Source organism: Streptomyces sp. AN091965 (assembly GCF_022698285.1).
Taxonomy (GTDB): domain Bacteria; phylum Actinomycetota; class Actinomycetes; order Streptomycetales; family Streptomycetaceae; genus Streptomyces.
This window is the reverse complement of record NZ_JALDMY010000001.1, coordinates 4,544,595-4,558,769: the sequence shown is the minus strand read 5'-3', so window position 1 is coordinate 4,558,769 and position 14,175 is coordinate 4,544,595. Positions and strand designations below refer to the sequence as shown.

Sequence of the window (14,175 nt, the reverse complement as noted above, 5' to 3'; positions counted from 1 at the left end):
GGAAGCTCCCGGCAGGGCTCAGCCCGTGAGGTCGGCGTAGCCCTGGATGTCACGCGGGCCGCGGGCCGCAGGCCCCACGTACCGGGCGGAGGGCCGCACGAGCCGCCCCGTCCGCTTCTGCTCAAGGATGTGCGCCGACCACCCCGCCGTACGCGCACACGTGAACATCGACGTGAACATGTGCGCCGGCACCTCCGCGAAGTCGAGCACGATCGCCGCCCAGAACTCCACGTTCGTGGCGAGCACCCGGTCGGGCCGCCGCGCGTGCAGCTCGTCGAGCGCCGCCTTCTCCAGCGCCTCGGCCACCTCGAAGCGGGGCGCGCCCAGCTCCCGCGCGGTCCGCCGGAGCACCCGCGCCCGCGGGTCCTCGGCCCGGTACACCCGGTGCCCGAAGCCCATGAGCCGCTCGCCCCGGTCGAGCGCCTGCTTCACGTACGCCACGGCGTCCCCGCTGCGCTCGATCTCCTCGATCATGCCGAGCACCCGGGAGGGCGCCCCGCCGTGCAGCGGCCCGGACATGGCCCCGACGGCCCCGGAGAGCGCGGCCGCGACGTCGGCGCCGGTGGAGGCGATGACCCGCGCGGTGAACGTGGACGCGTTCATGCCGTGCTCGGCGGCGGACGTCCAGTACGCGTCGACGGCCTGGACGTGCCGCGGGTCGGGCTCGCCGCGCCAGCGCCGCATGAACCGCTCGACGACGGTCTCGGCCTTGTCGATCTCCCGCTGCGGCACCATCGGCAGGCCCTGCCCGCGCGCGGACTGCGCGACGTACGACAGGGCCATGACGGCGGCCCGCGCGAGGTCGTCGCGGGCCTGCGCCTCGTCGATGTCGAGCAGCGGCCGCAGGCCCCACACGGGGGCGAGCATGGCGAGCGCGGACTGCACGTCGACGCGGATGTCGCCGGAGTGGACGGGGATGGGGAACGGCTCGGCGGGCGGCAGGCCCGGGTCGAACGCGCCGTCGACGAGGAGCCCCCACACGTTGCCGAAGGAGACGTCCCCGACCAGGTCCTCGATGTCGACGCCCCGGTAGCGCAGGGCACCACCTTCCTTGTCCGGTTCGGCGATCTCCGTCTCGAACGCGACGACTCCTTCAAGTCCGGGTACGAAGTCGGACATCAGGCGGCTCCTCATGATGTGGACGAGATGTGTACGACAGAGGCGTGCGACCAGTGGCCTCGCGATGCTCTGGGGTAACCCGGTGATGCCCCGCGCGGCCGGAGGTCACCCAACCGAAACGGTTTCGGCACGATAACCCTTGGTGCCACCCTTCGCGATGGACTGCGGCACTCAGTGCCACACATCACCTCATGGAGGGGCGCGCGGGGGCCGTGCGCCCGCCGACTGCCGCTTCGTGCCCCGGCATTCGTATACGGCAAGATGACCGCGTGACCGAGTCCCGCGCCACCGCCTCCGAGTCCTCAGCAGCCGTAGACCTGGCCGCCATGCGTGCGCAGTACCGCACCGACGGCATCGCGGAGGCCGACTTCCCCGGCGATCCGTTCCAGCAGTTCGAGCGCTGGTTCCAGCAGGCGGCCGCGGAGGCGGCGGACCCGGCCGGTGTCCTCGCCGAGCCGAACGCGATGGTCGTGTCCACGGCCGACGCCGAGGGGCGGCCGAGCTCACGCACGGTGCTCCTGAAGGGCTTCGACGAGCGCGGCTTCGTCTTCTTCACCAACTACGAGTCCCGCAAGGCCCGGGACATCGCCGAGAACGCGCGGGTGTCGCTGCTCTTCCCCTGGCATCCGATGGGGCGTCAGGTGATCGTCGAGGGCGTGGCGGAGCGGACCGGCCGGGAGGAGACCGTCCGCTACTTCCGCAGCCGCCCGCACGGCTCCCAGCTGGGCGCCTGGGCCAGCGCGCAGTCCTCGGTGATCGCCACGCGCGCCGAACTGGACGCGGCGTACGCGGACTTGGCCGCGCGCTATCCCGAGGGCGAGCAGGTCCCGGCGCCGCCGCACTGGGGCGGCTTCCGCGTCCGCCCCGAAACGGTCGAGTTCTGGCAGGGCCGCACCAACCGCCTCCACGACCGCCTCCGCTACACCCGAACCACCAACACCTGGACCTTGCAACGCCTCTGCCCCTGACGCTCCACGGGACCCACGAATCCCCGGCGTGCGCCGCAGGCCGGGCCTAGAGGTCCGTGAGGGCCCGGTCGAGGAAGGGCTCGATGGCTTCGCGCCAGCCATCGGGGCGGTCGTAGTGCACGAGGTGCCCCGCGTCGGCAACCTCCGCATAGGCCCCACGCGGCAGCACCCGCACCATCTCCTGGGCCTCCGCCCGCCCCAGCTCCCCGTCGAGGCCGCGGACCACGAGGGCGGGGCAGCGGACCTGGACGAGCTCCTCCCAGTGCGCGTCGTACACCCACGTCTCGCGGGACTTGAGCATCTGCGCGGGGTCGAAGACGGGCCGCCAGCCGTCGGGCCCCTCGGCCATGACCTCGGCGAAGAAGGCGCCCCGCGAGGGGTTGGGCCGCTCCACCCAGGGGTCGTCCTCGCCGAACCACTTGCGGACGTCCGCGAGCGTCGCGAACGGCACCGGCCAGGACTTGAACCAGGCCTCCCACTCCCGCTGCGAGGCCGCCCCGAGCGCGGAGGCCCGCATGTCGCAGATGATCAGGCCCCGGACGAGGTCGGGGCGGCGCGCGGCCAGCTGCCAGGCGGTGAGGGCACCCATGGAGTGCCCGATGAGCACGGCGGGGGAGAGGGCGAGCTGCTCCAGGGCGGCCTCGGCGTCGTCGACGTAGGCCTCGCGGGTGTAGGGGCCGTCGGCGGGCTTCTCGCTGCGGCCGTGGCCGCGCTGGTCGATGGCGACCGCGCGGTGCCGCTCGGCGAGCCAGCGTGCGGTGCCCGCCCAGTGCGAGGCGCGTCCCATGAGCCCGTGCAGCAGGAGCACGCCGCCCCGCGGCTGCTCGGCCTCCCTGGATTTGGGAGGGTCGGCGTACTCCCAGGCCGCGAGGCTCACGCCGCCCGCGCCGGTCACGTCGATGCGCCGCACCATGGTCCCAGGCACCCCCCTTTGTTCCGCTCGGGTTCTCAGCTCACGCTCCCCGGCACGCTATCGAACTCTCATTCGAGAGCGGCCGTATTGCCGCCAACACCCCTCGTTCGGGTGACCATGCTCAAGGATTGACCGCCGTCGCCGAGGGGAGATCTTCAGCGGGAGGCGGGCCGATCGGGGAGACCGGTCCGAGGGGGATGACCCTGAGAGCTCGGGGCTCTGGGTCAGCACAGGGGAGGACAGGCCCCGGCGCCGCGAGGTGCCGGGGCCCTCTGCCGTCCGGGGGCCGCGCGCCACGGGGGCGCCGCCCGCGCCGCCGCGGATCCTCCGGGGCTGCGGGTGGCACGCGCGGGACACCGGGGCCGCATGACGTGGCGGCCGCGCACCGCCCGCCCGCCGCCGCGCGCTGCGGACGTACGCGCCCCGGCACGGGTCTCCGGGGTGCCCGGGGCGCCGCCCCGCGTACCCCTGTTCACCAGCCGGGCACATCGTCCGTCCCCTCTCCGGCCGGGACCGGGGCGGCCACTCGGCCAAGTCCTGGTACCGGCGCGGTCAAGAGCCCTCAGGTCATATGCCTCTCGCGACAGCGTCGCACGCAAATCGTCCCGGCGCTGCGATTCGGCACACTGAATCTTGGACTCCGGCGCGTCCCGGCCCCGCCTCGACCGCCGCTGTGGTAACGGCCGTTGACACTGGTGCCGGGGCGGGCCGGAGCCCGGTGCGCCGGTCTCAGCGCTTGGCGACGAAGACGTGCGAGGCCACGTCCGCCGCCAGCTCCGCGGCTTCGCCGCTGCTGCCGACGAGCACGCCGCCCGCCGACTCCGTCACGCTCACCACGGAGCCGGGCTGCACGCCCGCGCGCCGCAGCGTGTACATCAGCTGCGCGTCCGTCTGGATCGGCTCGCCGATGCGGCGCACCACGACCGTCTTGCCGTCCGTGCCCGGGTCGAGGTCGATGAGGGAGACCATCCCCTCGTCCAGGAACGGGTCGGCGCCGTCCTTCTCGCCGAGCTCCTCAAGACCCGGGATCGGATTGCCGTACGGCGACTCGGTGGGGTGGCGCAGGAGCTCCAGGACGCGGCGCTCCACCGCCTCGCTCATCACGTGCTCCCAGCGGCAGGCCTCGGCGTGCACCTGCTCCCACTCCAGGCCGATCACGTCGACCAGGAGGCACTCGGCGAGACGGTGCTTGCGCATGACGCGGGTGGCCAGACGGCGGCCCTCCTCGGTCAGCTCCAGGTGCCGGTCGCTCGCGACGGCCACCAGGCCGTCGCGCTCCATCCGCGCCACGGTCTGGCTCACCGTCGGGCCGCTCTGGTCGAGCCGCTCGGCGATGCGGGCGCGCATGGGGACGACACCCTCCTCCTCCAGTTCGAGGATGGTGCGCAGGTACATCTCAGTGGTGTCAATAAGCCCCGACATGGGTTGCCCCTCAGAATTCGCTCGTGCGCTGGCCCTGCCCTCAATTCTGACCCATACCACCGACAAGCGGGCCGCGCCGGGTGAGAGAGGCGCTTGAGCCCGTATTGACAGGGCGCTGGTTCAGACCGCACCGTGATCCGCGACACGACGGGACGCGGCGGGACGAAGGGGTTTCGCGGATGACCAACGGTACGCGGGACGGCGGCGCGGGCGGACCCGGAGGTGCCGGGCTCGCCGGACGGTACCTGGACGCCGCGATCGGCCTCCTGGAACGGGTGCGCGACGAGGAGGCCGCCGCGATCACCGCCGCGGCCGACGTCATCGCCGACGCCGTCGCCGCCGACGGGCGGCTCTTCGCCTTCGGCGCCGGGCACTCCTCGCTGGCCGCGCAGGACGTCGTCTACCGCGCGGGCGGGCTCGCCCTGATGAACCTGCTGTCCGTACCGGGCGCCGTCGGCGTGGACGTCATGCCCGCGACCCTCGGCTCCGCCCTGGAGCGGGTCGACGGCCTCGCGGGGGCCGTCCTCGACTCCAGCCCGGTGCGGCCCGGGGACGTCCTCGTGATCATCTCCCTGTCCGGGCGGAACTCGCTGCCCGTCGAGATGGCCGTGAACGCCCGCGCGCTCGGCCTCAAGGTCATCGGCGTGACATCGGTGGCGTACGCGGAGAAGACGAAGTCGCGGCACTCCTCCGGCACCTTCCTGAAGGACCACTGCGACGTCGTGCTCGACACGAAGATCGCCGTCGGTGACGCGGAGCTGACCCTCGACTCCGTCGAGGCGCCCTTCGGCCCGGCCTCCACGATGGTCGCGAGCGCCCTGATGCAGGCCATGATGGCCACGGCGGCCGCGGGGCTCGCGGAGCGCGGGATCCAGCCGCCGCTGCTCCGCTCGGGGAACGTGGACGGCGGCCACGACTGGAACGGCCGCGTCTTCCAGGAGTACGGCGACCGGATCTTCTACCGCCACTGACCCCCCGGGCCGTCGCCGCCCCCGAGGGCGGCCCCTAGTCCCCGAGGGCCGCCGCGAGGTCGAGGGCGGCGGCGATGCGGACCGCCACGCTCTCCGCGTACGCCGCGTCCGCGCGCTCGAACTGGGTGCGCGCGCCGCCCCGCAGAAACGTCACGACGCCCAGCGTGCGGCCCCGGCTGCGCAGCACCGCGCACAGGGCGTGCACGGAGGAGTCGGGCCACTGGCGGGCCGCCGCCCACTCGCGGGCCCGCTCGGGCGCCGCGAGCCCCGCGCTGGCGCGCACGGACCCCATCCGCTCCACGGACTGCGTCGCCGGATGCCCCTCCGGATAGCGCACGGGCAGCCCGGCCTTGTCGGCGGGCAGACAGGGCCCGGGCGACCCGGCCGGTGTCGCCGCGGCCCGGACGAGGCGCACCGCGGGCTCGGCGGCGGTCAGGAGGTCGATCAGGGCGTGGTCGGCGAACCCGGCGAGGGCGAAGTCGAGCTGGACGGTGGCGGCCTCCATGGGGTCCTCGCACTCGGCGGCGGCCCGCGCGGAGCGGTGCAGCTGCTGCGAGCGGAAGCGCAGCTTCGCGGCCTCCTGCTCGGCCCGCTTGGCGTCCGTGACGTCCAGGAAGAGCCAGCCGACGCCCAGCGGCACCGGCTCCTCGGCCAGCGGCGAGCCGAGCCGCAGGAAGCCGCTGCGCCAGCACCGGCGCTCGGCCTCGCCGCCCTCGCCGCGGGCCGTCACCCACATCTCGGCGGGCGCGGGCGGCGCGCCCTCGGCCAGCACGTGTGTGAGAGCGCTCTCCAGCTCCTCGACGCCCTGGAGCAGCACCTCGCCGAGGGGCCGTCCGAGCAGCGCGGTGCGGCCGAGGCCGAGCAGCCGCGCGGCGTGTTCGTTGACGACGGCGGGCCTGAGGTCGGCGTCGACGAGGACGACGCCCCAGGAGGCGTGCTCGAACAGGGCCTCGCTGAGGGCGATGGACCGCTCCAGGTCGATCTGCGCGTGCACCTCGCTGAAGGCGCAGTACACCCCGGCGGGCTTGCCGTCGCCGCCGCGCACGGCCGCGGACTGGGTGCGTACGAGGACGCGGCCGCCGCCCTTGGTGAGCAGCGCGAACTCGTGCACCTGGCGGCCGGGGGCGTGCATGGCGGCGAGGAGCCGCTCCTCGACCTCCTCGGCGTCGGCGGGCCGCACGGCCCATCCGGCGAACCCGCGCCGCCCGACGGCCTCCGCGGTGGACCAGCCGAGGATCCGCTCCGCCTCGCGGTTCCAGTGCGTCACGACCCCGTCGGAGTCGAAGGCGCACAGGGCGGCGTCCATCCCGTCGAGGAGCGCCGCGAGCAGCTCGGCCCCGCCGGGCTCGGGCTCTTCCGGGCCCAGTTCGTCCGTCGTCCCGCTCTGTCGGGAAGCACTCACCTGGAACCCCCTGCAGGCCGCGTTCTCTTCCGCATGAGCTGAGTGTGCTGCACGTCAGATCATTCAACTCGAACGTGACGCGGACCACAGGAGGTTCCCGGAAGTTGAGGCAAATCGTTGTGAGTCCCGGCACGCGGAAAAACAGTTGAACGCGCCCGGCCCGGTTCCTAGGGTGAGTGTTACTTCGGAGAGGAGGTGGTTCGGCAGATGTATGGAAACCGGACGGAAGAGGTGGCTGCGGGCTAGCGGCCCGCCACCACGCTCAGTGCGGTGCCGGACCAGCGCGTGAGACAGGCGCGCAGCCGGCCAATCCACAGCAGTCACCCGACCCGCGAGCCGCCGGTACGTCCGGCCGGCTCCTCCCGTCCCCAGGGGCGAGGAGGACCAGGCTCGCGGGTTGCTGTGTTTCCGGGGGCCTTCGGCTCAGCCCTTGCTGACCGCCGTCAGGATCTCCGGAAGGCGCGCGGCCGTGCGGGGCGCCGCGAGCCGCGGGCCGAGGACGGTGACGGCGGCGCCGTAGCCCGCGCCGACGGGCAGCAGCAGCCAGGACCAGGAGCCCTGTCCCGAGGCGTGCAGCCAGATGGTGAGGGCGATGACGGGCGCGCACAGGGCGGCGGCGCAGAGCATGCCGCCGAGGATGGAGATCCAGGCGAGGCCCCCCTGGCCGGGCACCGCGTTCTTGTGGCCCTCCTGCGGGATGGAGTACGGGAAGCGGGCCGATGCCCAGGCGCCGGTGGCCAGCATGGCGCCGAGCAGCGCGAAGGAGAGCCCGAGAGCTTCGGGCAGGCTGTGCCAGGCGTCGAGCAGCGCCGCGGTCAGGACGGTCACGAGGGCCGCGTAGGGGAGCGTGACCACGAGGAGCGCGTAGGCGCGGGCCCGCAGTTCGTCGTAGGCGTCGCGCGTCGAGGAGATGGTCATCGCCACCATCCAGAAGGCGGACGTGTCCTGGCCGAACTGGTTGTACATCTGGATGCCGAGCATGCCCGCCGCGAAGCAGGCGATGTAGATGGATCCGGTGCCCTGGAGGGCGTTGAAGAGGGGCACGATCAGGCCGATGGCGAGCGAGGTGACCCAGGCGGCCTTGGTCTTCGGGTCGCGCCACACATAGCGCAGGGTGCGTTCCATGACGGTTCCGGTGCGGCCGGACGGGAACAGTCCCGCCAGGTTGCCGCCGCGCCGGGTGCGGGCCGGTTCGGCCGCGGCGAGCGTGGAGCCGTCGGGCGTGGTCATCAGACGGGTCAGGCTGCGCTGCCACAGCCGCAGCAGGAGCACCAGGGCCACCACGGACAGGGCCAGTTGGGCGGCCGCGACTCCGTAGCGGGCCTCGCCGATCGCCCGTACGGCGGACAGGGCGGAGGCGGGCGGGATCCAGCCGACGACGTCCGCCGCCGGGTCCAGCTCGCCGAGGCCCGCGTCGGAGGAGCCGATGCGCTGGACCCCGAAGTTGACGAACTGCGCGCCGACGGCGATGACGAGGCCGCTGAGGACGGCGAGGTCGCGGCCCTTGCGGCTGGTGAGCAGGCGGACGTTGGCGGCGGCGACGGCGCGGGCGAGCGCGACGCACAGCAGCAGCACGAGGGGGACGGCCGCCACGCCCACCGCGACGGCGGCGCCGCCCCGCGCCACCGCGATCACCGCGCCGAGCGCCAGGCACAGCGTGAACAGCGGGCCGATGCCCACGAGCGAGGAGACGAGCAGGGCCCGCACCAGCGGCCGCGGGCGCAGCGGCAGCATCACCAGGCGGGTGGGGTCGAGGGTTTCGTCGCCGCTGGGGAAGAACAGCGGGAGCACGGCCCAGCCGAGCGCGAGGACCGCGACGAGCAGGACCGAGACCGTGGCGGCGTGCGGGTCGCCGCGCAGCAGGACCAGGCCGAGCAGCTGGAGCGCGGCGACGAGCAGGGCGAGCACCGCGGAGGCGGCGTAGGCGGCGCGGCGGCCGGAGGACTGGCGCAGGCCGTTGCGCAGGAGCGACAGCTTCAGGCGTATGAAGACGGGGATCAGGCCGGTCTCGACGGGGGCGAGGGGCGCGGTGCCGGGCGCGGTGGCGGTCATCGGGCGCCGCCGCCGAGCCAGTCGAGGTCGGAGCCGGTGTCGCGGCCGCCTGCGCCGACGAGTTCGAGGAACGCCTGCTGGAGCGAGGGGGCCTCGCCGCGGACCTCGGCGAGCGGGCCCTGGGCGCGGATGCGGCCCGCCGCCATGACGGCGACCCAGTCGCACAGGGACTCCACCAGCTCCATGACGTGGCTGGAGAAGACGACGGTCGCGCCGGACGCGGTGTACCGCTCCAGGACGCCTCGGATGATCTGCGCCGACACCGGGTCGACGCCCTCGAACGGCTCGTCGAGGAAGAGCACTTCGGGGTTGTGCAGGAGCGCCGCGGCCAGGCCGATCTTCTTGCGCATGCCGGTGGAGTAGTCGACGACGAGCTTGTGCTGGGAGCCCGAGAGGTCGAGGACGTCCAGGAGCTGGGTCGCGCGCTTGTCGACCTCGGGGCCCGCGAGGCCGCGCAGCCGCCCGGTGTACGCGAGGAGTTCGCGTCCGGACAGCCGCTCGAACAGGCGCAGGCCTTCGGGCAGGACGCCGATGCGGGCCTTGACCTCGGCCGGGTCCCGCCACACGTCGTGGCCGACGACCTCGACGGTGCCCCGGTCGGGGCGGAGGAGGCCGGTGACCATGGAGAGGGTGGTGGTCTTGCCCGCGCCGTTCGGGCCGACGAGGCCGATGAACTTTCCTGCCGGGAGGGTGAGGTCGACCCCGGCCACGGCCACTTGCGGGCCGAAGGCCTTCCACAGATCGGTCACCTGTACCGCAGTTCCGGTCACGCTGGCCCCTCGTTGTCGTCGCCGTCGTCCGTGGTGTGCACGATACGTCGGCGGCGCGGGGCCCGGCCGTCACCTCCGGCGGGCCTCCCGGCCGCAGGCGTAGGCCAGGGGGGAGATGATTTCCTCGGCGTCCGGGAGCCAGCGGTTGGCCGCGGTGGGGCGGCAGGCCCACTGCACGGCTCCGGAGGCGCCGAAACGCGTGGGCGGCGCGGCCACGTACGCCCCTTCACCGAGGGTGACGAGGTCGAGGGTCGCGGGCGGCCAGCCGAGCTTGCGGACGAGGTCGGGAACCTTCGCCGCGGCGCCGGGCAGGACGAAGAACTGCATGCGCCGGTCGGGCGTGCACGTGACCGGGCCGAGCGTCAGCTCCATGCGCTCCATGCGGGCGAGGGCGAGGAACCCGGCGGTCTCGGGGACGTCGACGGCGTCGAACGTACGGCCGGTCGGCAGCAGGATCGAGGCGTTCGGCTGCTTCGCCCAGAGGCGGCGCGCGACGGTCGCACTGCCCGTGGCCTGCGTCGGCCAGTCGTCGCGCACGGCGTGTGCGCCGGGCGCGGGGCACGCCGCGTCGCCGCACGAGCAGCGCCACGTACCGTCGACGGACTCGAGCCAGGCGCCGGGGAAGACGTCCCAGTGCCGTTCCTCCGCGTACCGTACGGCTGAATCCTGCAGGGCCTCTCCGCGCTGCTTCGGGATCTGCGCGGCTGACGTGACTCCGATGGTCTCTTCCACGGAGTCCTCAACTTCCGCTCGTCAGCTCCGGTTACGGCCCGTCATGTGCGCGGGGGAGGAGCATCGTTCCCGCTACGGGGCGCATGGGTGCACGAGTGGGGGCGCGCATGGGCAAGGGGGGCCGAGCGCGGGTAGCCACGTCCAGGGGCAGTCGGAGTTCACCCGAGTTCACCCGGCTCGCTGACGTGTGACGCGTTGTGCCATGTTGCGATGTATTGCGATGCGTTGTAGCAGGGTGTGGTGTGTTTGTGGGTGTTTGTGGTGCATCTTCCGGTTGTTTCCCGGGCATTGATCATCTGGGCGGCTCGGACGGACCAGTCCGGGACCGTTCCTCATTCGTCATCCGACCCGAAGTACCAGATGGTCCACGGTGCACACAGGGGGTACGCCATGGCCGCCAGGCCACTCGTCGCGCGGCAGCCCAACGAAAGGCTGCAAGCACTCATTCAGGAAGCCGGCTGCTCGAACGCCGGTCTGGCCCGCCGCGTCAACATGTGCGGGGCGGAGCACGGTCTCGATCTTCGTTACGACAAGACGTCGGTGGCGCGCTGGCTGCGCGGGCAGCAGCCGCGCGGTCGCGCCCCGGGCATCATCGCGGAGGCGCTCGGCCGCAAGCTGGGGCGCACGGTCACGATCGACGAGATCGGCATGGCGAACGGCAAGAACCTCGCCTCCGGGGTGGGACTGCAGTTCTCGCCCACCGTTCTCGGCGCGATCGAGCAGGTCTGCGAGCTGTGGCGCAGCGACGTGGGGCGCAGGGACTTCCTGTCCGGCTCCTCCGTGGCCGCGTCCGCGCTCGTCGAGCCGAGCCGTGACTGGCTGATCTCCTCGCCGGACCCGCAGGTGGGCCGCACGGCGGGGCCGCGCGTCGGCCTCTCGGACGTGGCGGCGGTCAAGGCCATGACCGAGGCACTGACGCAACTGGACCACCAGTACGGCAGTGGACACGTGCGACCGGTCGTCGTGCACTATCTGAACTCCGTCGTCTCCGGGCTGCTCGCGGGCTCGTACCGGGAAGCGGTGGGGCGCGAACTGTTCGCGGCCGTCGCGCGGTTGACGGAGCTCGCCGGGTACATGGCGGTGGACACGGGCCAGCCCGGCCTCGCCCAGCGGTACTACATCCAGGCCCTGCGCCTGGCCCAGGCCGCGGGCGACCGCGGGTACGGCGGCTATGTCCTGGCGGCCTCGATGAGCCACCTCGCCGCCCAGCTCGGCAACCCCCGCGAGATCGCCCAGCTCGCACGGGCGGCGCAGGAGGGGGCGCGCGGGCGCGTCACCCCGCGCGCGGAGTCCATGTTCTACGCCGCCGAGGCCCGGGGACACGCGCTGCTCGGCGACGCCCGGTCGACCCAGGCCGTCGCGGGCCGCGCGGTCGAGGCGATGGAGCGGGCCGTCGGCGGCGAGCAGTCCGGCGACGACCCGGTCTGGATCCGCCACTTCGACCAGGCCTATCTGGCCGACGAACTGGCGCACTGCCACCGCGATCTGGGCCAGGCGGACGGCGCGGCCAGGCGCGCGGAGGAGGCCCTCGCCGGGCATCCGGAGACCCGGGCGCGGCGGCGTGCGATCGGCCTCGTGCTGCTCGCCACCGCCCAGGTGCAGCGGCGCGACGTGGAACAGGCCTGCCACACGGGCCTGAAGGCCGTGGAGCTCCTCGGCACCCTGCGCTCCAACCGCGGCGCGGAGTATCTGGAGGACTTCCAGCAGCGCCTGGAGCCGTACCGGGAGGAGCCGGTGGTGCGGGAGTTCGGCGCGCGCGTCGAGCTGCAGGCCGCGTGAGGCGGGCGGGAGGCGCGTCCGGGGCGGCCGGTCGCACGCGGTGCGGCCGCGGCGCCCCTTGAACAGCGTCTCCCGCGCAACTTCCGTTACTCCCGCGGCGTCTGTGACAAGGGCGTCATCAGAGTGCTCTGAGCTGCGTGGCAGACGGCCACGGGGACCCGGTAGCGTGAGCCGACGTTCCGAAGGTCCCCCATAAGTAGGAGTCCCGGTGACGCAGCAGAGCGGTCAGGGCGCCGCGTCCTCCGACCCGCGGCAGCCCGCGGAGCGGCACGCCCACGAGGGCATCGTGCTGCCCGCGGACGGTGGCGAACCCCTGATGCCCGGCGGCCACCAGGCGGCCCCGCCGGTCGGCAGCCCCTGGGGCGAGCCGTGGGGTCCGGAACCCACCCAGCCACCGGCGGGCCCCGGCCAGGCCTGGGGCGAGAGCGAGGCCTGGGCCGACCGGGGCGACGCCGGGGCCGCGCCGCGCCCCGCGGGCGGGATGCCGCTGCCCCCCGAGGGCACGCCCCTGCCGCCCAGCACGCCGCCGCAGCAGTCGTACGGCGGCCCGGCGGGCGCGGGCGCGCTGCCGCCGGAGCAGCACGGGGCCCCGGGGTACGGGCAGCCGCTGCCACCCCTGGGACAGGACAGGACCGGCTACGGCGAGACGTTTGCGCCCGCCGCGCAGAGCCAGCCGCTGCCGCCGGGCGCCGTGCCGGGCCGGCCGCTGCCGCCGCCCGGCCCCGCGCAGGGCCACCCCCACGTGCCGCCCCACGCCGGCCAGGACTACGGCCTGCCGCCCGCGGACCGGTCCCACGCGCTGCCGCCCGTGGACCAGGGCCCCACGCCGCCGCCCCTCGGCCAGACCCCTGCGCCGCCGTCCATGGGCCACGGTCAGCCGCTGCCGCCCGCGGGCCCCGTGCCGCCCGTCCCGGCCGCCGAGCACACCCAGGTCCTTCGGCCCACCGGCGCGGGGCAGCCGCTGCCGGGCGGGCCCGACGCGCAGGCGACGCAGTACATACCCCCGGTCGGGCCCGGCGCGCTGCCGCCCGAGATGCCCGCGGGGGGCGCGGGGCACGCGATGCCCGCGGGGGACTCCACGCAGTTCCTCGGCCGTGCCGACTCCACACAGTTCCTCGGTCAGGCCGCGGACGTCGTACCCGAAGAGCCCGCCTTCCACGGCGACAACGCGCCCACCCAGTTCATCGCCCCCGTCACCGACGAAGGGCCGCCCGCTCCGGCCGCGGCCGCCGGGGGGTACGGCGAGCGGCAGCCGCCCGCCGAGTTCGACAGCCTCTTCCGCCAGGAGTCGGAGGGCGCCTCCTCCACCCAGCAGATGCCCCTCGTCCCGGCCGCCGCGGCGGCGCCGGACCCGGTGCCGGAACCCGCCTCGCGCCGGAAGGGGCGTACGGGATCCAAGACCCCGCTGCTCGTCGCCGTCGGCGTGGCCATCGCCGTGGTCGGCGTCGGCGCGGGCGCGATGCTCGCCGGTGGCGGCGGGGACGCGAAGGCGGAGAACTCCGACAGCAAGGAGCCGCTGGCCGCGACCTCGTCGGAGGCCTCGGACGACAAGGAGAGCGCGAAGCCGTCCCCGTCGGCCGACCCCGTCAAGCGGCAGGCCGTCGCCCTGGACAAGCTCCTCGCGGACAGCAACGACAGCCGCGAGTCGGTGATCAGGGCCGTGCGCAACGTGGGCACGTGCAAGAACCTGCGGCAGTCCGCGGCCGACCTGCGCGACGCGGCCAAGCAGCGCAACGGCCTCGTCGGCCGCCTGTCGGGCCTGACCGTCGACAAGCTGCCCTCGAACGGTCGGCTGACCGCCGCGCTCAACCGCGCCTGGAAGGCCTCCGCGTCGGCCGACGACCACTACGCCGCCTGGGCCGACCAGGTCGGCGGCAAGAAGGGCTGCCACAAGGGCCGCGCCCGCACGACCCCGCAGACGGCGGCGGGCAACCGCGCGAGCGGCGAGGCCACCAAGGCCAAGCGGCAGGCGGCGGCGCTGTGGAACGCGATCGCGGACAAACACGGCCTGACCAAGCGGAACCCCACGCAGCTCTAGCCGGGGCGC

At 74.1% G+C, this 14,175-nt stretch carries 11 protein-coding genes; 4 read left to right on the top strand and 7 right to left on the bottom strand.

Going from position 1 to position 14,175, the window contains the following annotated elements; genetic code table 11:
• Nucleotides 1-18: 18 nt before the first annotated feature.
• On the bottom strand, nucleotides 19-1,119 hold the full coding sequence (locus MQV74_RS19070; RefSeq protein ID WP_242719286.1) for a citrate synthase 2: 1,101 nt from the start codon (nucleotides 1,117-1,119) through the stop codon (nucleotides 19-21).
• Between the two features lie 326 nt (nucleotides 1,120-1,445).
• On the opposite strand from MQV74_RS19070, the gene pdxH reads away from it, so the two are divergent.
• Complete coding sequence (gene pdxH, locus MQV74_RS19065) at nucleotides 1,446-2,087, top strand: pyridoxamine 5'-phosphate oxidase (protein WP_242728838.1); 642 nt, start codon at nucleotides 1,446-1,448, stop codon at nucleotides 2,085-2,087.
• A gap of 46 nt (nucleotides 2,088-2,133) precedes the next feature.
• Here pdxH and MQV74_RS19060 read toward each other — a convergent pair whose 3' ends face one another.
• Both MQV74_RS19060 and MQV74_RS19055 read right to left on the bottom strand, forming a co-directional pair.
• Entirely contained in the window at nucleotides 2,134-3,000 is an 867-nt protein-coding gene (locus MQV74_RS19060; protein ID WP_242719284.1) for an alpha/beta fold hydrolase, read from the bottom strand.
• Between the two features lie 729 nt (nucleotides 3,001-3,729).
• On the bottom strand, nucleotides 3,730-4,422 hold the full coding sequence (locus MQV74_RS19055) for a metal-dependent transcriptional regulator (protein WP_030361523.1): 693 nt from the start codon (nucleotides 4,420-4,422) through the stop codon (nucleotides 3,730-3,732).
• A gap of 179 nt (nucleotides 4,423-4,601) precedes the next feature.
• On the opposite strand from MQV74_RS19055, the gene MQV74_RS19050 reads away from it, so the two are divergent.
• Nucleotides 4,602-5,393: an SIS domain-containing protein gene (locus MQV74_RS19050; RefSeq protein WP_242719277.1), complete on the top strand. Its 792-nt coding sequence runs from the start codon at nucleotides 4,602-4,604 to the stop codon at nucleotides 5,391-5,393.
• Nucleotides 5,394-5,427: 34 nt separating this feature from the next.
• On the opposite strand, the gene MQV74_RS19045 is transcribed toward MQV74_RS19050, so the two are convergent.
• The 4 genes from MQV74_RS19045 to MQV74_RS19030 all read right to left on the bottom strand — a co-directional run bounded on the left by MQV74_RS19045 (nucleotide 5,428) and on the right by MQV74_RS19030 (nucleotide 10,349).
• On the bottom strand, nucleotides 5,428-6,795 hold the full coding sequence (locus MQV74_RS19045; protein ID WP_242719275.1) for a PAS domain-containing protein: 1,368 nt from the start codon (nucleotides 6,793-6,795) through the stop codon (nucleotides 5,428-5,430).
• A 423-nt stretch (nucleotides 6,796-7,218) separates the two neighbouring features.
• Nucleotides 7,219-8,847 carry a transporter gene (locus MQV74_RS19040; RefSeq protein WP_242719267.1) on the bottom strand — a complete coding sequence of 543 codons (1,629 nt, stop codon included), beginning with the start codon at nucleotides 8,845-8,847 and terminating at the stop codon, nucleotides 7,219-7,221.
• Entirely contained in the window at nucleotides 8,844-9,617 is a 774-nt protein-coding gene (locus MQV74_RS19035; RefSeq protein ID WP_242719265.1) for an ABC transporter ATP-binding protein, read from the bottom strand. Before MQV74_RS19035 ends, MQV74_RS19040 begins: the two co-directional genes overlap by 4 nt.
• A gap of 69 nt (nucleotides 9,618-9,686) precedes the next feature.
• Nucleotides 9,687-10,349 (bottom strand): bifunctional DNA primase/polymerase, encoded by a 663-nt coding sequence (locus MQV74_RS19030; protein WP_138960338.1) that lies wholly within the window; start codon nucleotides 10,347-10,349, stop codon nucleotides 9,687-9,689.
• 390 nt (nucleotides 10,350-10,739) lie between these two features.
• Between MQV74_RS19030 and MQV74_RS19025 the strand changes: the two genes are divergently transcribed.
• A complete protein-coding gene (locus MQV74_RS19025) occupies nucleotides 10,740-12,128 on the top strand; it encodes a transcriptional regulator (RefSeq protein WP_242719263.1) in 1,389 nt (462 codons plus the stop codon).
• 208 nt (nucleotides 12,129-12,336) lie between these two features.
• Complete coding sequence (locus MQV74_RS19020; RefSeq protein ID WP_242719262.1) at nucleotides 12,337-14,166, top strand: hypothetical protein; 1,830 nt, start codon at nucleotides 12,337-12,339, stop codon at nucleotides 14,164-14,166.
• Nucleotides 14,167-14,175 lie beyond the last annotated feature (9 nt).

Bases quoted from the DNA above. Each gene is read 5' to 3' on its own strand.
- MQV74_RS19040 (WP_242719267.1), bottom strand. From the start codon at position 8,847: ATGACCGCCACCGCGCCCGGCACCGCGCCCCTCGCCCCCGTCGAGACC.
- pdxH (WP_242728838.1), top strand. From the start codon at position 1,446: ATGCGTGCGCAGTACCGCACCGACGGCATCGCGGAGGCCGACTTCCCC.
- MQV74_RS19025 (WP_242719263.1), top strand. From the start codon at position 10,740: ATGGCCGCCAGGCCACTCGTCGCGCGGCAGCCCAACGAAAGGCTGCAA.
- MQV74_RS19050 (WP_242719277.1), top strand. From the start codon at position 4,602: ATGACCAACGGTACGCGGGACGGCGGCGCGGGCGGACCCGGAGGTGCC.
- MQV74_RS19055 (WP_030361523.1), bottom strand. From the start codon at position 4,422: ATGTCGGGGCTTATTGACACCACTGAGATGTACCTGCGCACCATCCTC.
- MQV74_RS19060 (WP_242719284.1), bottom strand. From the start codon at position 3,000: ATGGTGCGGCGCATCGACGTGACCGGCGCGGGCGGCGTGAGCCTCGCG.
- MQV74_RS19070 (WP_242719286.1), bottom strand. From the start codon at position 1,119: ATGTCCGACTTCGTACCCGGACTTGAAGGAGTCGTCGCGTTCGAGACG.